The 18068-nt window shown below is 59.0% G+C and carries 17 protein-coding genes and 4 tRNA genes; 9 read left to right on the top strand and 12 right to left on the bottom strand.

Going from position 1 to position 18068, the window contains the following annotated elements:
* Positions 1-5: 5 nt before the first annotated feature.
* The 3 genes from acnD to ADS46_RS17110 are packed head-to-tail and all read left to right on the top strand — an operon-like array spanning position 6 to position 5329.
* Entirely contained in the window at positions 6-2630 is a 2625-nt protein-coding gene (acnD, locus tag ADS46_RS17120) for a Fe/S-dependent 2-methylisocitrate dehydratase AcnD (protein WP_066322094.1), read from the top strand.
* A gap of 15 nt (positions 2631-2645) precedes the next feature.
* Positions 2646-3830, top strand: coding sequence for a 2-methylaconitate cis-trans isomerase PrpF (gene prpF, locus ADS46_RS17115; RefSeq protein ID WP_066322093.1), 1185 nt, complete (start codon positions 2646-2648; stop codon positions 3828-3830).
* A gap of 11 nt (positions 3831-3841) precedes the next feature.
* Positions 3842-5329 carry a bifunctional 2-methylcitrate dehydratase/aconitate hydratase gene (locus ADS46_RS17110; RefSeq protein ID WP_066322090.1) on the top strand — a complete coding sequence of 496 codons (1488 nt, stop codon included), beginning with the start codon at positions 3842-3844 and terminating at the stop codon, positions 5327-5329.
* A 54-nt stretch (positions 5330-5383) separates the two neighbouring features.
* On the opposite strand, the gene ADS46_RS17105 is transcribed toward ADS46_RS17110, so the two are convergent.
* Positions 5384-5668, bottom strand: coding sequence for a ComEA family DNA-binding protein (locus tag ADS46_RS17105; protein WP_066322089.1), 285 nt, complete (start codon positions 5666-5668; stop codon positions 5384-5386).
* Between the two features lie 218 nt (positions 5669-5886).
* Here ADS46_RS17105 and pyrF point away from each other — a divergent pair, with 218 nt between their 5' ends.
* Positions 5887-6585 carry an orotidine-5'-phosphate decarboxylase gene (gene pyrF / locus ADS46_RS17100; protein ID WP_066322086.1) on the top strand — a complete coding sequence of 233 codons (699 nt, stop codon included), beginning with the start codon at positions 5887-5889 and terminating at the stop codon, positions 6583-6585.
* Positions 6586-6592: 7 nt separating this feature from the next.
* Here pyrF and lapB read toward each other — a convergent pair whose 3' ends face one another.
* The 3 genes from lapB to ADS46_RS17085 all read right to left on the bottom strand — a co-directional run bounded on the left by lapB (position 6593) and on the right by ADS46_RS17085 (position 8520).
* A complete protein-coding gene (lapB, locus tag ADS46_RS17095) occupies positions 6593-7792 on the bottom strand; it encodes a lipopolysaccharide assembly protein LapB (protein WP_066322080.1) in 1200 nt (399 codons plus the stop codon).
* Positions 7793-8098 (bottom strand): lipopolysaccharide assembly protein LapA domain-containing protein, encoded by a 306-nt coding sequence (locus tag ADS46_RS17090; RefSeq protein ID WP_066322077.1) that lies wholly within the window; start codon positions 8096-8098, stop codon positions 7793-7795.
* A 125-nt stretch (positions 8099-8223) separates the two neighbouring features.
* Positions 8224-8520: an integration host factor subunit beta gene (locus ADS46_RS17085; RefSeq protein ID WP_066322076.1), complete on the bottom strand. Its 297-nt coding sequence runs from the start codon at positions 8518-8520 to the stop codon at positions 8224-8226.
* A 205-nt stretch (positions 8521-8725) separates the two neighbouring features.
* On the opposite strand from ADS46_RS17085, the gene ADS46_RS17080 reads away from it, so the two are divergent.
* Entirely contained in the window at positions 8726-9019 is a 294-nt protein-coding gene (locus ADS46_RS17080; RefSeq protein WP_066322066.1) for a succinate dehydrogenase assembly factor 2, read from the top strand.
* A 46-nt stretch (positions 9020-9065) separates the two neighbouring features.
* Entirely contained in the window at positions 9066-9377 is a 312-nt protein-coding gene (locus ADS46_RS17075; RefSeq protein WP_082926136.1) for a hypothetical protein, read from the top strand.
* Between the two features lie 9 nt (positions 9378-9386).
* On the opposite strand, the gene nadB is transcribed toward ADS46_RS17075, so the two are convergent.
* The 7 genes from nadB to uvrY all read right to left on the bottom strand — a co-directional run bounded on the left by nadB (position 9387) and on the right by uvrY (position 14697).
* Positions 9387-10967, bottom strand: a complete 1581-nt coding sequence (gene nadB / locus ADS46_RS17070; protein ID WP_066322064.1) for an L-aspartate oxidase — start codon at positions 10965-10967, stop codon at positions 9387-9389.
* Positions 10968-11163: 196 nt separating this feature from the next.
* Positions 11164-11250, bottom strand: a tRNA-Leu gene (locus tag ADS46_RS17065).
* 33 nt (positions 11251-11283) lie between these two features.
* A tRNA-Cys gene (locus tag ADS46_RS17060) sits at positions 11284-11357 on the bottom strand.
* 12 nt (positions 11358-11369) lie between these two features.
* A tRNA-Gly gene (locus ADS46_RS17055) sits at positions 11370-11444 on the bottom strand.
* Between the two features lie 76 nt (positions 11445-11520).
* The gene (gene pgsA / locus ADS46_RS17050) at positions 11521-12069 is read right to left on the bottom strand and encodes a CDP-diacylglycerol--glycerol-3-phosphate 3-phosphatidyltransferase (protein ID WP_066322061.1); all 549 of its coding nucleotides are present in this window, start codon (positions 12067-12069) and stop codon (positions 11521-11523) included.
* 96 nt (positions 12070-12165) lie between these two features.
* A complete protein-coding gene (uvrC, locus tag ADS46_RS17045) occupies positions 12166-13980 on the bottom strand; it encodes an excinuclease ABC subunit UvrC (protein ID WP_066322359.1) in 1815 nt (604 codons plus the stop codon).
* Between the two features lie 66 nt (positions 13981-14046).
* Positions 14047-14697: a UvrY/SirA/GacA family response regulator transcription factor gene (gene uvrY, locus ADS46_RS17040; protein WP_066322056.1), complete on the bottom strand. Its 651-nt coding sequence runs from the start codon at positions 14695-14697 to the stop codon at positions 14047-14049.
* Between the two features lie 243 nt (positions 14698-14940).
* On the opposite strand from uvrY, the gene ADS46_RS17035 reads away from it, so the two are divergent.
* Positions 14941-15016: transfer RNA gene (locus ADS46_RS17035), tRNA-Ala, on the top strand.
* A gap of 82 nt (positions 15017-15098) precedes the next feature.
* Here the strand turns inward: ADS46_RS17035 and argF are convergent.
* A complete protein-coding gene (gene argF / locus ADS46_RS17030; protein WP_066322054.1) occupies positions 15099-16019 on the bottom strand; it encodes an ornithine carbamoyltransferase in 921 nt (306 codons plus the stop codon).
* A gap of 222 nt (positions 16020-16241) precedes the next feature.
* On the opposite strand from argF, the gene grxD reads away from it, so the two are divergent.
* Both grxD and dnaX read left to right on the top strand, forming a co-directional pair.
* Positions 16242-16592, top strand: coding sequence for a Grx4 family monothiol glutaredoxin (grxD, locus tag ADS46_RS17025; RefSeq protein ID WP_066322052.1), 351 nt, complete (start codon positions 16242-16244; stop codon positions 16590-16592).
* 108 nt (positions 16593-16700) lie between these two features.
* Positions 16701-18068, top strand: a 1368-nt coding sequence (gene dnaX / locus ADS46_RS17020) for a DNA polymerase III subunit gamma/tau (protein WP_066322049.1), incomplete at its 3' end; no start/stop codon positions are given.

Raw genomic sequence — 18068 nt, 5'->3', positions numbered from 1 at the left:
CGACCATGAATACTGACTATCGCAAGCCGCTGCCGGGCGTGACGCTGGACGGAGTGGCAATGGATTTTTTCGACGCGCACCAAGCCGTGGAGGATATCCAGCCTGGCGCTTACGCAACGCTACCCTTTACCTCGCGGGTATTGGCGGAACAGCTGGTGCGCCGTTGCGACCCGGCGTTGCTTACCGACGCTCTCAAGCAGCTGATTGAGCGCAAGCGCGACCTGGACTTTCCCTGGTACCCGGCGCGGGTCGTTTGCCACGATATTCTCGGCCAGACCGCGCTGGTCGACCTGGCGGGCCTGCGCGATGCCATTGCCGATAAAGGCGGTGACCCGGCGAAGGTCAACCCGGTGGTGCCGACGCAGTTGATCGTCGACCACTCGTTGGCCGTTGAGCACGCTGGCTTTGAAAAAGATGCTTTCGAGAAAAACCGCCAGGTGGAAGACCGGCGCAACGACGACCGTTTTCACTTCATCAACTGGACGAAAGTGGCCTTCGAGAACGTCGATGTCATCCCGCCGGGCAACGGCATCATGCACCAGATCAACCTGGAGAAGATGTCGCCCGTGGTGCAAGTCCAGCAAGGCGTGGCCTTTCCCGATACCTGTGTGGGCACCGACAGCCATACGCCGATGACCGATGCGCTGGGCGTGATTTCCGTCGGGGTGGGTGGGCTTGAGGCGGAGAGCGTCATGCTCGGCCGCGCCTCAATGATGCGTTTGCCGGATATCGTCGGCGTGGAACTTACCGGTAAGCTTCAGCCCGGCGTGACCGGCACCGATATGGTGCTGGCGATTACCGAGTTTCTGCGCAGCGAGCGCGTGGTCGGCGCCTACCTGGAGTTTTACGGTGAAGGTGCCGATGCGTTGACCGTGGGTGACCGGGCCACCATTTCCAACATGACGCCCGAGTACGGCGCCACAGCCGCCATGTTTTACATCGACAGCCAGACCATCGACTACCTCAAGCTCACCGGGCGTGAGGACGAGCAGGTGGCACTGGTCGAGGCCTACGCCAGGCATACCGGTCTCTGGGCCGACAGCTTGAAAAGCGCCGAATATGAGCGGGTGCTGCGCTTTGACTTATCCAGCGTGACGCGCACCTTGGCGGGGCCTTCCAACCCCCATGCCCATCTGCCGACCTCCGAGCTTGCCAGGAGCGGCATCGCGGGGAATATGGATAAAGCCCGCGCTGAAGAAGAGGCGGGCCGAATGCCGGACGGCGCGGTGATCATCGCGGCAATCACCAGCTGCACCAATACCTCCAACCCGCGCAACATGGTGGCGGCGGGCCTGATCGCCCGCAATGCCAACAAGCTCGGTCTGACCCGCAAGCCCTGGGTCAAGTCGTCGCTGGCACCAGGCTCGAAAACCGTCAAGATGTACCTGGAAGAAGCCGGTTTGATGAGCGAGCTGGAAGACCTGGGCTTTGGTGTGGTGGCCTATGCGTGCACTACCTGCAACGGCATGTCCGGTGCACTGGACCCGAAGATTCAGGAAGAGATTATTGACCGGGATCTTTACGCCACGGCCGTCCTGTCCGGTAACCGCAACTTTGACGGACGTATTCACCCTCACGCCAAGCAGGCCTTTCTGGCCTCGCCTCCGCTGGTGGTGGCTTACGCCATCGCGGGTACGATCCGCTTTGATATCGAAAAGGATATTCTGGGACACGATGCCCAGGGCAACCCGGTCACCCTCAAGGATATCTGGCCCGACGACAGCGAGATCGACGCCATTGTGAAATCGTCGGTAAAACCCGAGCAGTTTCGCGATACCTATATCCCGATGTTTGACCTGCAGAAGAGCGCGCGCACCCAGGTCAGCCCGCTTTATGAATGGCGCCCCCAGAGTACCTATATTCGTCGTCCCCCCTATTGGGAGGGCAACATGGCCAAAGAGCGGGGCTTGAAGGGGATGCGGCCGCTCGCCATTCTGCCGGACAACATTACCACCGACCATCTGTCGCCCTCCAACGCCATTCAGTTGAACAGCGCGGCGGGTGAATATCTGGACAAGATGGGCTTGCCGGAGGAGGACTTCAATTCCTACGCGACCCACCGGGGCGATCATTTGACCGCTCAGCGTGCCACATTGGCGAATCCCAAGCTATTCAATGAAATGGTCCAAGATGAGCAGGGTAATGGGGTGCAAGGATCGCTTGCCCGGATTGAGCCAGAAGGCAAGGTGACCCGGATGTGGGAAGCCATCGAAACCTACATGGCCCGCAAGCAGCCGCTGATCATTATTGCGGGTGCCGATTACGGCCAGGGGTCTTCCCGCGACTGGGCTGCCAAGGGCGTTGCGCTGGCCGGGGTCGAAACCATTGTTGCCGAGGGGTTCGAGCGTATCCACCGCACCAACCTTATCGGTATGGGCGTAATGCCGCTGCAGTTTGAAGAGGGCACCACGCGGCGTACGCTGGCGCTGGACGGCACCGAAATTTACGACGTGGAGGGCACCCCGCAGCCGGGCGCCACGCTCACGCTGGTGATCCATCGTCAGAGTGGCAGTACCGAACGCGTGCCGGTGATTTGCCGTCTGGATACCGCCGAGGAGGTGTCGATTTATACCGCTGGCGGTGTCCTGCAGCGCTTTGCGCAGGACTTTCTCGAATCCACTGCCGCCTAGCCGGGGAGCAACGTCATGGCTCATGCGCCGCAATTCAAGATCCCCGCCACCTATATGCGTGGCGGGACCAGCAAGGGTGTGTTTTTTAAACTCGATGACTTGCCCGGTGCCGCCCGGCAGCCCGGCGAGGCGCGGGACAGGCTGTTGCTAAGAGTGATCGGCAGCCCCGACCCCTACGAGAAACAAATCGACGGTATGGGGGGAGCAACGTCCAGCACCAGTAAAACGGTGATTCTGTCGAAAAGTGAATCGCCCGAGCACGATGTGGATTACCTCTTCGGCCAGGTTGCTATCGACAAGCCGTTTGTCGACTGGAGCGGTAACTGCGGCAATCTTTCGGCGGCGGTGGGGCCCTTCGCGATTACCCATGGCCTCGTCGATCCTGAGCGGATCCCTGAAAACGGCGTGGTCGAGGTGCGTATCTGGCAGGTCAATATCCAGAAGACGATTATCTCGCGGGTGCCGGTGACCAACGGAGACGTACAGGAAACCGGCGACTTTGAGCTCGATGGGGTCACCTTTCCCGCTGCCGAGATTCCAGTGGCCTTCATGGATCCGGCCGACGGCGAAGGGGCCATTTTCCCAACCGGCAGCCTTGTCGATGACCTGGAGGTGCCGGGGGTAGGCACGCTCAAAGCCACCCTGATCAACGCCGGTATTCCCACGGTGTTTATCAACGCCGCCGACATTGGGTATGCCGGTACCGAACTTCAAGAGGCGATCAATGGCGATAGCAAGGCACTTTCGATGTTTGAAACCATCCGCGCCCATGGTGCCGTCCGCATGGGGCTGATTAAACACCCGGATGAAGCGGCCAGCCGCCAGCACACGCCTAAAGTGGCGTTCGTCGCGCCACCGGCGGGGTATACGGCGTCGAGCGGTAAAACGATTGATGCTTGTGATATCGACCTGCTGGTGCGGGCACTCTCCATGGGTAAACTCCACCATGCCATGATGGGCACCGCCGCTGTCGCGATCGCCGCGGCGGCGGCAATTAAAGGCACCCTGGTCAACGAGGCGGCGGGAGGCGGCGAACGCGATGCGGTCACCTTCGGCCATCCCGCGGGCAGTTTGCGGGTGGGGGCTCAGGCAAGTCTGGTGGACGGACGCTGGCAAATAGACAAAGCTGTCATGAGTCGCAGCGCGCGCGTATTGATGGAAGGCAGCGTGCGCGTTCCGGGGGATACGCTGAACCAGTAGGGGGATAAGACATGCATACCGCCGACGTTAATGACCGTCCTGACTATGACCCTGAACTGCAAACACTGGCCGACTACGTTCTCAACTTTCGTGCCCCTTCCGAGGAGGCGCTGACCACGGCGCGCTACTGTTTGATGGATACGCTGGGCTGCGGGTTGCTGGCATTGCGTTTCCCGGCGTGTACCAAACACCTTGGCCCCTTGGTCGAGGGGACGACAGTACCGCATGGCGCACGCGTGCCGGGCACCTCGCTACGGCTGGATCCCGTCAAGGCAGCCTGGGACATCGGTGCCATGGTGCGCTGGCTCGATTACAACGATACCTGGCTTGCCGCTGAGTGGGGACACCCCTCTGACAACCTGGGCGCGATTCTTGCCGTTGCCGACCATCTTTCCCAGAAACGAGTGGCTGAAGGCGCTGCGCCGCTGATAATGGAGGATGTGCTGCACGCCATGGTCATGGCCCATGAAATTCAGGGCGTGCTGGCGCTGGAAAACAGTTTCAACCGTGTGGGCCTTGACCATGTGGTGCTGGTAAAAGTGGCCTCCACCGCCGTGGTCGCCAAGCTGATGGGCGCTGATCGTGAACAGTTGCTGTCGGCGCTTTCCCATGCCTGGGTAGACGGTCAGAGCCTTCGCACCTATCGTCACGCCCCCAATGCCGGTTCCCGGAAAAGCTGGGCGGCAGGCGATGCCACTTCGCGGGCCGTGCGTCTGGCGGATATCGCCATGCGCGGCGAAATGGGCATTCCCAGTGCATTGACGGCGCCGCAATGGGGGTTTTACGACATCGCCTTCAGCCATAGCAATAAAGACCTCAGTCTTAAGCCCGAAGGCGAGCGTCGACTGCGCTTCCAGCGTGAGCTGGGCTGCTACGTGATGGAAAATATTCTCTTCAAGGTGGCGTTCCCCGCTGAGTTTCATGCCCAGACCGCCTGCGAGGCGGCGGTGACGCTGCACCCGCAGGTCAAAGATCGCCTGGCGTCCATCGAGCGCATTGTGATCACGACGCACGAAGCGGCCATTCGGATCATTTCCAAAACCGGCCAACTCGCCAACCCTGCCGACCGCGACCACTGCCTGCAGTACATGGTGGCCGTCCCGCTGATGCAGGGGGCATTAACCGCTGATCACTATGAAGATGACTTTCATGCCGCGCACCCGCTGATTGATCAGCTGCGCGAAAAGATGGTGGTGGAAGAGAACCCTGATTATTCAAACGCCTACCTGGATCATGAAAAGCGCTCGATTGCCAATGCCGTACAGGTGTTTTTTGATGATGGGACGGCGACGGAAAAGGTCGTTGTGGAATACCCGCTGGGGCATCGGCGGCGTCGCGACGAAGGCATGCCGCTGTTACTCGAGAAGTTTCAGCGCCACCTTGCCACGCGGTTTCCCGGGCATCGCTGCGAGCAGATTATCCAGGCCTGCGAAGACCATGCATCGCTTGCGTCCATGCCGGTTAACCGCTTTATGACGCTATGGGAAATGACGCCGTAAACGACGAATCGCCCGATTCCCTGGCGCAATCGGGCGATGGTTAGCGGTGTCATCTTAGTCTTCAACGGCTACCTGATCGCGCATGCGGTCAACTGTTGCCGGTCCAATACCGCTGACGCGGGTCAGGTCATCGACATTTTCGAAGTCGCCGTTTGCCTCACGCTCTTCGATGATGGCTTCGGCTCGGCTGGGGCCGATACCCGGCAGCTCATCGAGTAATTCGGGATCGGCGCTGTTGACGTTGATCGGCGCAATGTCCTGAGCCAAGCCGGTGCTGGCAACCCCAATGCCGATGCTGAAGAGTAACGCGGCGAATAATCCTTTCAATGATAGCTTCATCGTAAGCCCCTTTATGGCGGTTTCAGTTCTAGTGGTGGTTATAAGTCCCATCGTTAACGGGGAAGCCCCGCTCTTTCACCATAAACGGATGCCAGAAAGATGCTGTCGGAAATTAGCCATACGTTATGTAAGATTTTTGCTATACACGCATGGCAAAAGGCTTACATAGCAAGCCGAAGGGACTGATATAATGCGCCGAAACACCTGGGGAGCTTGGTATGGCTGTCACTGAATCACCGCTGATTATCGCACTCGATTACCCTTCGCTGGACGCGGCGCTATGCATGGCCGACCAGTTGGATCCGTCCCGGTGTCGGGTCAAGGTCGGTAAAGAGCTATTCACCCGCAGCGGCCCGGCCGTGCTGGAAGCATTGCACGGGCGTGGCTTTGAGGTATTTCTGGACCTTAAATTCCATGACATTCCCAATACGGTGGCCAGCGCAGTAGAAGCGGCAGCAGAGCAGGGTGTCTGGATGGTCAACCTGCATGCCAGCGGCGGTCGGGCAATGATGGAAGCTGCCGCAACGCGTCTGGCGCAACAGCGTCTCGCCACCCATCTGATCGCGGTGACGGTGCTGACCAGCATGCAGGCCAGCGACCTTGAGGATGTCGGCGTGTCTTCATCGGTTAGTGACCAGGTGACGCGGCTGGCTCAGCTCGCCAGGCAAAGTGGCTTGCATGGTGTCGTGTGTTCGGCTCAGGAAGCGACGCAACTGGCGTCGCTATATGGTGACGAGTTCTTGAAAGTGACGCCAGGCATTCGACCTGCCTTCGCTGCGGCCAATGACCAGCAGCGGATCATGACGCCCAGGGACGCGATACAAGCGGGAAGCACGCACCTGGTTGTGGGGCGGCCGGTTACCCAGGCAGAACATCCCATGGACGCGCTGAAGGCTATCGAGCAAGAGTTGGTATAGAGAGCCGTTATTCGCCCTCGACGCCGATAATCGGTTTGATTGTGCCCCAGTAACGGCAAGTGGGGCACTGCCATTGCAAGGCATCGCTGGTAAAGCCGCAGCGTTGGCAGCGGTGGCGGGGGCGATCCTTCAGCAGGGCTTCGGTGTGATGCTTGAGCAGAACCAGCCGCGTGTCAGGTGCGTCTCTACCCTGCAGGCGCTGGCTCTCGATATATAGATCAACTAGATAGTTGAGTCCCCGCAAGCTGGGGGCCTGGCTGAGTAGTTCGCCGGTAACGCCAATCGCGGCATCGACCCCATCCCGATGATGGATCAGTTCTCCCAGTTCGATGATTAAGCTGGTGTAGGGCACGATGGTAATCAGCTGGCGGAGGTGGGTTTCCAGTCCCACCTCATCGTTATTGCGCAGGTAGGCGCGCTTTAACGCCGGCAGCATGGTTGGAAGATGGGCGCTGTCCTGATCAAGAATGCGCGTCAAGTAGCCGATTGCCTGCGGATAATGGGCATTTTCCATTTCAAGCCCGGCAAGCAACAGGTTGGCGCGGACGCACTGGGAGTCAAGCTGCAGGGCTTTTTTCAAATGGCGTTTGGCAAGCGCACGGCTGGCATTGGCGGTCTCTATCTCGGCCAGTTCGCACTGCCAGTGGGCCGCTGCACGGCGGATGTTGGGTTGCTGTTTAACCAACGGAGCGGCGGTGTCCAAGGCGCCTTGCCAGTCTTTTTCGCGCTCTAACAGATCGATCAGTAGCCGCTTGGCAGGGTAGCGCAACTCACTGTCGTGGTCCTGATCGAGCAGCGTTCTGAGCAGCCGCTGTGCCCGGTCATGGACACCCAGCGCCACAAAGTCGCGCGCGAGCTCCAGTTGAACTTTCGCGTTTGTGGCATCGGAAAGTGCCGGGCGCGCCAGAAGATTCTGGTGAATGCTGACCGCTTTGTCGGCTTCGCCCCGCGAGCGAAATAAACGACCCAGCGTAATGTGGGTCTCAACCGTATCGCTATTGACATCCAGGGCATTGATAAAGGTATTGATGGCCTCATCAGGCTGCTCGTTGAGCAGATAGTTGAGCCCGACAAAGTAATCCCGGGAGAGACCACTGTGGGAAGAACCCGAGCGCTCGCGTGACCGTCGGGACGCCTGGCGAAACCCGAGCCCGTAGCCAATCGCAATAGCGACGAATAAAACGCCCAGCAGCGGTATGTCCAGCATTTAAGCCAGTTCCTTAAACTCCTGCGTGCGTAGCTGGTCGAGTTCCTTGCTTTGTTGTTTGTTCTGCCGTTCGCTACGTGCCAACCTGGCTTTGAGGCGAATATACACGCCAAGCATGGCCAGCATGCCCATCAGTACGCCAAACGTTAACGTTGCCAATAGCCAGACGGATAATGAGACGGCGGGTAGCTCCAGCCAAATCAGGTTCAGCGCAATGGCTTGCTGGTTATTGACTGCAAACAAAATGCCCACCAGCAGTACGACCAGCAAAATGATGGCCAGAATCAGCCCTTTTATCCAACGCATGAGAAGTTCCTAGTCAGTAGCTTTCACGGTAGTGCCATTGTGTACGAGTCGCTGCCCGACGTCATCCCAAAGACGGCATGAATCCGCTTTTAATGCCTGGCAAACGGCAATGATGCCTTGCTATGTCAATACCCCAATGCACGGCTCGCATCGACCTGTTCGCGTAGTTCCTTGCCCGGCTTGAAATGGGGAACGTGCTTCCCGTCAAGCTCGACAGGTTCGCCGGTTTTCGGGTTACGACCGGTGCGTGGCTCGCGGTAATGAAGTGAAAAACTCCCAAAACCACGAATTTCCACCCGCCCACCATTCGCCAGTGCGTCGGTCATGTCGTCAAGAATAATCCGAACGGCGGTCTCAACTTCTTTGGTCGACAGCTCGGGCTGGTGCATGGCAATTTGTTCGATTAATTCAGATTTGGTCATTGGTTGGCTCCCTGCAGACGTTTAAGGTCGAACAATACGGCCTTTCTGTCACCTCATTCAGCATACTGCGCAATCGGAGATAAAACAATTTAGATAAAACAAGGTACTACAATCAATATCAGCATAGGCCAAGCGCGGCCCTGGCGCGACCCTGTGGCTTAGGTATACTGACCCCACATTCCATTTTTCCCAAGAGAGGCCAACGTTGAGCGACGACACATCCCCAGCCGCTATCGCCCGCAAGCGGCTTTACTGGCACTCACGTCGAGGTATGTGGGAGCTGGATTTACTGTTGATCCCCTTTTTGGAACAGCGTTACGACCAACTGGAGGAGGGTGATCAGCGTGCCTTTCAGCAACTGATTGATGAAGAAGACCAGGATCTGTTTGTCTGGCTGATGCGCCGGGAATGGCCGGGCGATCCCGTCCTGCGCCATATCGTGAAGATGATCGTCGAGCATGCCGAAAGCACCGATAATTCTGCCTATCGCACGCTCTAGGCTATGGGTTGGGCTACACAGCACCCTGCTGATTGGGCTTGCATTAATGTGCCAGGCGATCGTGGGGTGGCTGATGGCCGCTGCGGTGGTATTAGTGGGGGGTGGGTGCTTATGGCGCAGCACTCATTGCCTGCCCCATGGCACGCTTTATCTCCTGCCCCGCGCGCAAGGGCCTCTTGGCCGCTGGTTGCTGCCGCAAGGCGAGCTTGACGCATCATTGGCTGTCAGTTGTGACTACCTGACGCCCTGGCTGGTGGGCCTGAAGGTGGGGCAGCAGCGCGTCTGGCTATGGCCCGATAGCGTTCCTCGGGAGGCGCACCGGGCAGTGCGCCGCCTATTTCACTCTCCCGGTCGTTAAACGCGACAGCTAACCCTTGGGTAGGTGCTCGAGGGTGAGGCGGGACGGTTGGCTATGTTCAGCGTGCCCGGGCCAGTCCGTTGTGAAGTGCAAGCCTCTCGATTCATGGCGTTGCTGTGCCGCGGTGACCGTTAGCCGTGCAAGGTTGACCAACTGCTGCAAACGCTGTGCCTCGACCGTCATCTGGCCAGTGCTTAGCTCGCCGAGTGCCGTGGCTATCTCGTTGAGATCCTTGCTGGCGGCGGCAAGGCCAGCATTACTTCTCACAATGGCGACGTGCTGGCTCATGGTGGCACGTAGCTGTTTACGCAATGCGGCGATCTGGGTATCGATAAACGCATCGGCGCCGAGAAGCGACGGCAGCCTCACGTCGTATTGCCTGGCGGCAGAGGCGGTGTTTTGAAGGGCGTGGGCGCAACTCCGGGCAAACACCAGGCACTCCAGCAGTGAGTTGCTGGCCATGCGGTTGGCGCCGTGCAGCCCGGTGCAGGCTGTTTCGCCGATGGCGAACAGCCCCGGCACGCCAGTAGCCCCGGTGAGGTCGGTGGCCACGCCGCCGCAGCTGTAATGCGCGGCGGGAACCACGGGGATGGGTTGTTGGGTGATGTCGATCCCCCGCGATGCGCAGTGCGTCTTGATCGTCGGGAAGTGGTGCTGGATAGCGTCTACCCCCAAATGGCGTATATCCAGCCATACATGGGGGAGTGCCTGAGCCTGTATCTCGGCGTCGATGGCGCGCGCCACAACATCGCGAGGGGCAAGCTCGGCTCTGGCGTCCACGGTCGGCATAAAGCGCTTGCCGGCCGAATTGAGCAGGTGGCCGCCTTCGCCACGCACGGCTTCGCTAATCAGAAAGGCCGGGCCGTCCGGGTCGTACAGGCAGGTGGGATGAAACTGTTGAAACTCCAGGTTCATCAGAGTGGCTCCCAGCTCAGCGGCCATGATCATGCCTTCACCGCTGCTGGGGGCGGGGGTGGTGGTGTGCTGGTAGAGGCCGCTGGCGCCCCCGGTGGCAAGTACCGTGTTCGGTGCGGTCAGGGCGTGCCACCCTTGGTGCTCGTCAAGCGCATAAGCGCCGATACATGCCCCTTGGGTGTCTTGTAGCAGTCCCACCACGCTCAGGTGATGGTGCTGCTGGATATTGGCATGTGCCTTGACTCGTTGCAGCAGGGTATCGACCACGGCGCGCCCGGTCGCATCGTCAGCGTGAATGATGCGTCGTGCGTTGTGCCCGCCTTCGCGGGTCAAGTGAAAGGGGTAGCGCGCACCGGAGGAATGATCGGGCGTAAAAGGGACGCCGATGTCGATGAGCCACTCGATGGCTGCCGGGCCGTGCTCAACCGTGAAGCGAACGGCCTGCTCGTCACAAAGACCGTCCCCGGCAATCAGGGTGTCATTGACGTGGGCATCCACATGATCGTCGGGTGAAAGCACCGCGGCAATACCGCCTTGTGCCCAGCGGCTGGCGCCCTTGTCGTCCTGAGCCGGGCGTATCAACGCAACGCGGTGCGTTTCAGCAAGGGTCAAGGCAAGGGTTAAACCGGCAACGCCGCCACCGATGATCAATATCTCTGAGGTGGGCGTCGTCATGGGGTACTCCTTAGCGGGCTTGACCTGGGCTTTGCGTCAACGTGATCAGCAATGACTGATAGCGTTTGGGGTGGCGGCAGGTATCATAGCGCGGTGTCAGGCAGATGGCGATAACGCAGGTACTGGATTTTCCAGCGCGGCCAATTACAGCCAAATCAGGACGTTGACAAGAGGAAGCACTTGAGGGATTTCAGGGTGGTGCCCGGAGCCGGACTTGAACCGGCACGGGGTTGCCCCCGAGAGATTTTAAGTCTCTTGCGTCTACCAATTTCGCCATCCGGGCAGCGCAGCGATGGGAATCGGTGCACCAGAAAGATGGAGGCTGGAGTCGGAATCGAACCGGCGTACACGGAGTTGCAGTCCGCTGCATAACCACTCTGCCATCCAGCCTCGGTGAGTCGTTGGAGCGGGAAAGGAGATTCGAACTCCCGACCCTCGCCTTGGCAAGGCGATGCTCTACCACTGAGCTATTCCCGCTCGACTCGAGGGCGAATTATACGCAACGCGTTTAGCTTGTCAATCAAACATTTCCGCTACCGGTTCGCGTTGAGACCTACATTGAGCGACTGAGATGAGGCCAGGCGGATTTCAGATACTGGATCATCGACCAGAGCGTCAACATGGCGGCGACGTAAAGAATAAGCACGCCGACCTGCGCCAGCGGATGCGCGGGAGGGAAGGCAAGCAGCACCAGTATGGCGACCATCTGCAGGGTGGTTTTCAGCTTGCCTACCCAGGATACGGCGACCATGCCACGCTTGCCCATTTCCGCCATCCATTCGCGTAGCGCTGAAATGACAATTTCGCGCCCGATGATGACCAGTGCGGGGAGCGTAAGTAGCGCCGTATCAAAACGCTCGATCAGCAGTGCCAGGGCAACGGCGACCATCAGCTTATCGGCGACAGGGTCAAGAAATGCCCCGAACGGCGTGGACTGGTTCCAGCGGCGCGCCAGGTAGCCGTCAAGCCAGTCGGTGACGGACGCCAGGGCGAACATCCCGGCGGCGATGGGCATGCTCCAGCTGAAAGGCAGGTAAAACAGCACCACCAGCAGGGGAATAAACGCGATTCTTGCGAGCGTGAGTATGTTGGGTATATTCATCGCGGAGAGCGATCCTTGCCGTGGAGTCATGAAAACAAAGGTGTCCGTCGCTATTCTATCTGCCTTGGCCTGAGGCATCCATGTCCACGATGCGTTTTATCCGTGGAGTGCGCGATAAATACTCTCGGCCAGCGCTTCGCTGATGCCGGGAACACGGGCGAGTTCGGCGCGGCTGGCTTTTTGCACCCCTTGTAAACCACCAAAAAAACGCAGTAGTTCACGGCGCCGTTTAGGTCCGACCTTGGGGATATCCTGCAGTGTCGACGTGCGACGTGTTTTATCGCGCTGAGCGCGGTGGCCCGCAATGGCAAAGCGATGCGATTCGTCGCGAATGTGCTGAATAAGGTGCAATGCCGGGGATGCGGGGTCTAACGGTAATGGGTGGTCAGGCGTATCCAGAAAAACGCTTTCCAGGCCCGCTTTTCGCGTGGTGCCTTTCGCCACGCCCACCAGAGTGATCGAGCTGATGTCCAGCGTACCCAATACCTCGCGCGCCATGTTCAACTGCCCTTTACCACCGTCGACGATTAAAATATCCGGCGCTATGCCTTCGCCATTTTTGATCCGCTTGAGACGCCGAGTTAACGCCTGTTGCATGGCCGCATAATCGTCGCCCGCCGCCACGCCTTCTATACGGAAATGGCGGTAATCGCTCTTGCGAGGCCCTTGCTGGTCAAACACCACGCACGAGGCCACGGTGGCTTCACCGTGGCTGTGGCTGATGTCGAAGCATTCCAGTCGTTGAGGTGTTTCCTCAAGCCCGAGTGCCTGTTGCAGGGCGCTAAAACGCTCACTCAGTTGGCTCTGGTTGGCGAGCTGGGAAGCGAGTTGCTGCTCGGCGTTGGTCATGGCCAGATGTTGCCATTGGGCGCGGTGGCCACGCACCTGGCTGGTGACCCGGATGCGTTTTCCAGCGTGCTGGGAGAGTGCATCCGACAATAACTGAGCATCTTCAAGCGGATGGCTGGTGATCACCTCGCTGGGGATATTATGCGGCTGGCCCAGGTAGTACTGGCTCACCACCTCGGTCAACAGCATCTCCGGGGACAGGTCGAGATCGTTTTTGGGCATGTGATGGCGGGCACCAAGCAAACGGCCATCGCGCACGCTCAGTACCGAAATACCCAGGGCGCCCGGGCGCTGGGCCAGGGCAAAAATATCGGCATTGCCGCTTTCGGTGTCGACAAACTGGCGCTGCTGGAGCTGACGCAATTGCTGTATCTGGTCGCGAAAGCGCGCGGCTTCTTCAAAATCCAGTGCCTGGCTTGCCGCTTCCATCGAGGCGGTCAGCTCCTGGGTGACATGTTCGCTTTTACCTTCCAGGCACATCACGGCGTGTTCAACGTCCCGCTGGTAATCTTCGGCCGAGATGTAGTCCACGCAGGGGGCGCTGCAGCGCTGGATCTGATACTGCAAGCACGGGCGCGACCGGTGCGCGAAGACGCTATCTTCGCAGTTACGGATGCGGAAAATCTTTTGCATCAGGGCAAGGCTTTCCCTGACGGCGCCACTGCTGGGGTAAGGCCCAAGGTAGCGTCCATCGCCACGCCGTTGGCGCGCACGCTTGTATTCAAGCGCAGGGTAGGGGTGGCGGTCACTGACAAAGATGAATGGGTACGATTTATCGTCACGCAGCAGTATGTTGTACGGAGGCCGCAGTTCCTTGATCAGCGTCTGTTCGAGCAACAGGGCTTCGGTTTCGCTGCGTGTGACGGTGACCTGGACATCCGCAATACGCCCTACCATGGCCTGGGTTTTGGCGTTGAGCTGGCCGCGGAAGTAGCTGGCCAGGCGAGCGTTCAGGCGCTTCGCCTTGCCGACATAAAGGGTGTTGCCCTCTGTGTCGAGCATCCGGTAAACCCCGGGAGATGTGCTTACCGTGCTTAAAAACTTTTTCGCATCAAAGGTCATAGTGTCTTTTGACAGTTTATCGCGAACCGCGTTGCTGCCTTTATTGCCGCACAATGGTCGGGGAGATTAACCTTCTGCCTGATCAAACCCTTCGACCAGATTATGGCGTAGCGCAAGGTGGGTTAGCTCCACATCGGTTGCCACCTCAAGCTTTTCAAACAGCCGGTAGCGGTAGGTGTTGACTGTTTTAGGGCTTAGATGGAGACGGTCGGAAATGTCCTGAACCCGCTGGCAGTTGACAATCATCAGCGCTATTTGCAGCTCGCGGTGCGACAGGTGGGCGAATGGGCTGTCTTCGGTATGGAAGTGTAACATGGCGAGGCGCTGGGCAATCTCTTGGCTGAGATAGCGTCGACCATGAAAGACGTCACGAATGGCGCTAACCATTTCAGTGGCGTTGGTGCCCTTGCTCAAGAAGCCGGAAGCGCCCGCTTCCAGCATGCGCCGGGCGACGTTATCCTCTAAATGTCCAGTAAGAATCAAGACCTTGATATCTTTCATCCCACGATGAATACGGCGTGTGGCTTCCAGGCCGCCGATCCCCGGCATGCGGATATCCATCAGCACAATGTCGGGTCTCAACTGGCGGCACTTGGAAACGGCGCTTTCACCGTCATCTGCCTCACCAACGATATGAATATCGGTTTCATCGTTCAGTAGGTGGGCAATACTTGTTCTCACCAAGTGGTGATCATCGGCGATTAAAACGTTGATCAAAGGACAAGCTCCTGCATTGAGAGGGCACATCTTGCATGCGGTGGATTCCAGAAGCTGGGTCGGTGTCGCTTTCGCCCATCAGCCGCAGAACAAGCAGGCTAACTCGACGATGTGACCCTGTACGCCCTATAGAGTGCCACAGCTGTCAGCAAAGGAGAATTAGTAAACGGTGAAATGCGTAAAACCTTGACCAACGACAGCTGGCATCGTAGTATGCGCCTCGCTGTTGCAACGACAGCCTGTGGGGCCTTAGCTCAGCTGGGAGAGCGCAACACTGGCAGTGTTGAGGTCAGCGGTTCGATCCCGCTAGGCTCCACCATTAATGTTCTAAAAACGCCCCATCGGTTTAGCGATGGGGCGTTTTTTTTGCGGCCTGTCCCAGGATGACAATTACCGAGCTGCTAAGAACTTACCTTGCCGAGTAGCAGGAACTCGATCAGCGCCTTCTGGGCGTGGAGGCGGTTACCTGCTTCCTGCCAAACCACGGCGCGCGGGTCGTCCAGTAAGGTGTGGCTGATTTCCTCGCCGCGATGAGCGGGCAGGCAGTGTAGAAACAGGGCGTCAGGCCTGGCTTTATCAAGTAACGCCTCGGTGACCTGAAACCCTGCGAAATCCGCCTCGCGCTTGGCCTGTTCCTCTTCCTGGCCCATGGAGGCCCAGACATCCGTGGTGATCAGGTCGGCACCCTCGGCGGCGGCTTGCGGGTCGTGCAGGAGCGTCACCTGGTCGCCAGCGGCCGCCATGATGTCGGCGCGTGGTTCATACCCCTTGGGGCAGCAAATCCGCAGGTGGAAGTCGAACTGACGTGCGGCGTTGATCCAGGAATGGCACATGTTATTGCCATCGCCAATCCATACCGCCGTTCGTCCCTTGACACTGCCGCGGAGCTCGGTCCAGGTCATGATATCCGCAAGCAACTGGCAGGGGTGATAGTCATCGCTTAGCGCGTTGATGACCGGTACGCTGCTGGCGCTGGCGTAGGTTTCAAGGCCGGCGTGGGAAAAGGTACGAATCATCACGGCATCGACCATCTCGGCCAGCACGCGGGCGGTGTCCTCGATGGGTTCGCCGCGTCCCAGTTGGGTGTCACGGGGAGAGAGAAACAGGGCGTGGCCGCCGAATTGCGCCATGGCGGTTTCGAACGAAACGCGTGTACGCGTTGACGATTTCTCGAAAATCATCGCCAGCGTGCGGTTTGGCAACGGCGTATAGCGTGGCCCCTGTGCCTTCAAGTTGCTCTTGACAGTGATGGCGCGCTGAATCAAATAGTTCAGTTCGTCGGGCGTTAAGTCCAGTAACGTCAGAAAATGGCGTGTCGCCATGAAGGTAGTCTCCGCGCAAAAACCCTATCCTAGCGATGCCCTGGGGGATGCGCAACGTGGTTGGCACGCGTAGAATGGCAAGTACCGCATAAGGTTGAGTAGTATGCTCGGGTATTAAAACGCCATGCCTCAAGCATGCTGCATTATCTATCGATCGCCTTGAGGTCGCCCGGCGGTGCGCCGCCGAATCGACCATCGAGGCCCATCTCTATAGGAGACTGTATGAGCACCACAGCCGACAATATTCAGCGTCAAATCAGTGAAAACCCGATCCTGATTTACATGAAAGGCACGCCACAGTTGCCGCAATGCGGCTTCTCGGCGCAAACCGTTCAGGCACTGATGAGCTGCGGCGAGCGCTTCGCGTTTGTCAACGTGCTGGATAATCCAGACATTCGTGCCGAGCTGCCGAAAATTGCCAACTGGCCGACATTTCCCCAGCTATGGGTCGAAGGTGAGCTGGTCGGCGGCTGCGATATCGTGATCGAGATGCACCAGAACGGCGAGCTGGAAACGCTGGTTAAAGCGGCAGGGCAGCGCGCCGCTGCCAATGAAAGCGGTGATAATGCCTGAGGGGTTTGCCTGGCCCGTTGGGTAGACGGTTGGCGGGTCGTGGCGCAGTCGCTAGAATAACCTTTTGTCTTGGCTCTGAAGCCACACCGCCCAAGGATGTCATGCTCAATGAGCTATCAGGTTCTGGCCCGTAAATGGCGGCCGCGTACTTTTCACGAGCTTGTGGGCCAAGCCCATGTGCAGCGCGCCCTGGTCAATGCGCTTGACCAGGGTCGTCTGCACCATGCGTACCTGTTTACCGGCACGCGGGGCGTGGGCAAGACCACGCTCGCACGAATACTGGCCAAGTGCCTGAACTGCACCGCCAATGGTCGCGGCGACGAGGGGGTTACCTCAACCCCTTGTGGGCAGTGCGATAGCTGCCAGGCCATAGACGAAGGGCGTTTTGTCGACTTGATCGAAGTGGACGCCGCTTCGCGCACCAAGGTCGAAGACACCCGTGAACTGCTCGACAACGTTCAATACGCCCCGACCCAAGGGCGCTATAAGGTGTACCTCATCGATGAGGTGCACATGCTCTCCACAAGCAGCTTTAACGCGCTGTTGAAGACACTTGAAGAGCCTCCCCCTCACGTCAAGTTCCTGCTGGCGACCACCGATCCGCAAAAGCTTCCCGCGACGGTGCTCTCGCGCTGCCTGCAATTCACCCTCAAGCACATGCCGCCGGAACGCGTGGTGACGCACCTGACGCACATACTGAACAGTGAAGGCGTCGCGTTTGACGAAAGCGCGCTTTGGCTGTTGGGTAAAGCGGCTGAAGGCTCCATGCGCGATGCCATGAGCCTGACTGACCAGGCGATTGCCTTTGGTCAGGGCGCCGTCAGGCATGCGGATGTGGCGGCGATGCTGGGCACCCTGGATCACCGCCACGTGATTGCGCTGATAGAGGCGTTGGCGGAGGTTAACGTTGCCCGCTTGCTGTCGGAAATCGGTCAGCTAGCCGAGCAGAGCCCTGACTTTGCCGCAGTGCTGGATGATGTGACCGGGGTATTGCACCGCTTGGCAGTGGCGCAGATGGTGCCCGACGCCGTGGATAACAGCCACGGCGACCGCGATATTATCCTGCAATTGGCATCGCGTTTCAGTGCCGAGGATATTCAGCTGTACTATCAAATCGGTATCCAGGGGCGTGGTGATATGCAACACGCCCCCGATTTGCGCAGTGCGCTGGAAATGACCCTGCTGAGAATGCTGGCGTTCCGCCCCCAGGGCGTGCCCAAGCCGCCGACAACCAAGCTGCCGCTTCAGCCTGAAGCGCCTGTGGCACCCGAAGCGCCTGAAGAGGCACCTGTCACCGAGCGGCCAGAAGCAACGCCAGAAGATTCGCCGCCGCCTCCGGCGTCGGTCAACGATGAAGAAACGTCAGCCGCGCCCCCCTGGGCGCTTGACGCGTCCCGGGATGAGCCAACGCTGACCTCAGAGCCAGAGCCAGAGCCAGAGCCAGAGCCAGAGCCAGAGCCAGAGCCAGAGCCAGAG

The organism is Halomonas sp. G11 (assembly GCF_001663515.1).
GTDB lineage: Bacteria > Pseudomonadota > Gammaproteobacteria > Pseudomonadales > Halomonadaceae > Vreelandella.
The sequence above is the reverse complement of the archived record's forward strand: the minus strand, read 5'-3'. Positions and strand labels throughout refer to the sequence as shown.

Coding starts and splice junctions, on each gene's coding strand:
- acnD (WP_066322094.1), top strand. CDS start 6: ATGAATACTGACTATCGCAAGCCGCTGCCGGGCGTGACGCTGGACGGA.
- prpF (WP_066322093.1), top strand. CDS start 2,646: ATGGCTCATGCGCCGCAATTCAAGATCCCCGCCACCTATATGCGTGGC.
- ADS46_RS17110 (WP_066322090.1), top strand. CDS start 3,842: ATGCATACCGCCGACGTTAATGACCGTCCTGACTATGACCCTGAACTG.
- ADS46_RS17105 (WP_066322089.1), bottom strand. CDS start 5,668: ATGAAGCTATCATTGAAAGGATTATTCGCCGCGTTACTCTTCAGCATC.
- pyrF (WP_066322086.1), top strand. CDS start 5,887: ATGGCTGTCACTGAATCACCGCTGATTATCGCACTCGATTACCCTTCG.
- lapB (WP_066322080.1), bottom strand. CDS start 7,792: ATGCTGGACATACCGCTGCTGGGCGTTTTATTCGTCGCTATTGCGATT.
- ADS46_RS17090 (WP_066322077.1), bottom strand. CDS start 8,098: ATGCGTTGGATAAAAGGGCTGATTCTGGCCATCATTTTGCTGGTCGTA.
- ADS46_RS17085 (WP_066322076.1), bottom strand. CDS start 8,520: ATGACCAAATCTGAATTAATCGAACAAATTGCCATGCACCAGCCCGAG.
- ADS46_RS17075 (WP_082926136.1), top strand. CDS start 9,066: ATGTGCCAGGCGATCGTGGGGTGGCTGATGGCCGCTGCGGTGGTATTA.
- nadB (WP_066322064.1), bottom strand. CDS start 10,967: ATGACGACGCCCACCTCAGAGATATTGATCATCGGTGGCGGCGTTGCC.
- pgsA (WP_066322061.1), bottom strand. CDS start 12,069: ATGAATATACCCAACATACTCACGCTCGCAAGAATCGCGTTTATTCCC.
- uvrC (WP_066322359.1), bottom strand. CDS start 13,980: ATGACCTTTGATGCGAAAAAGTTTTTAAGCACGGTAAGCACATCTCCC.
- argF (WP_066322054.1), bottom strand. CDS start 16,019: ATGGCGACACGCCATTTTCTGACGTTACTGGACTTAACGCCCGACGAA.
- grxD (WP_066322052.1), top strand. CDS start 16,242: ATGAGCACCACAGCCGACAATATTCAGCGTCAAATCAGTGAAAACCCG.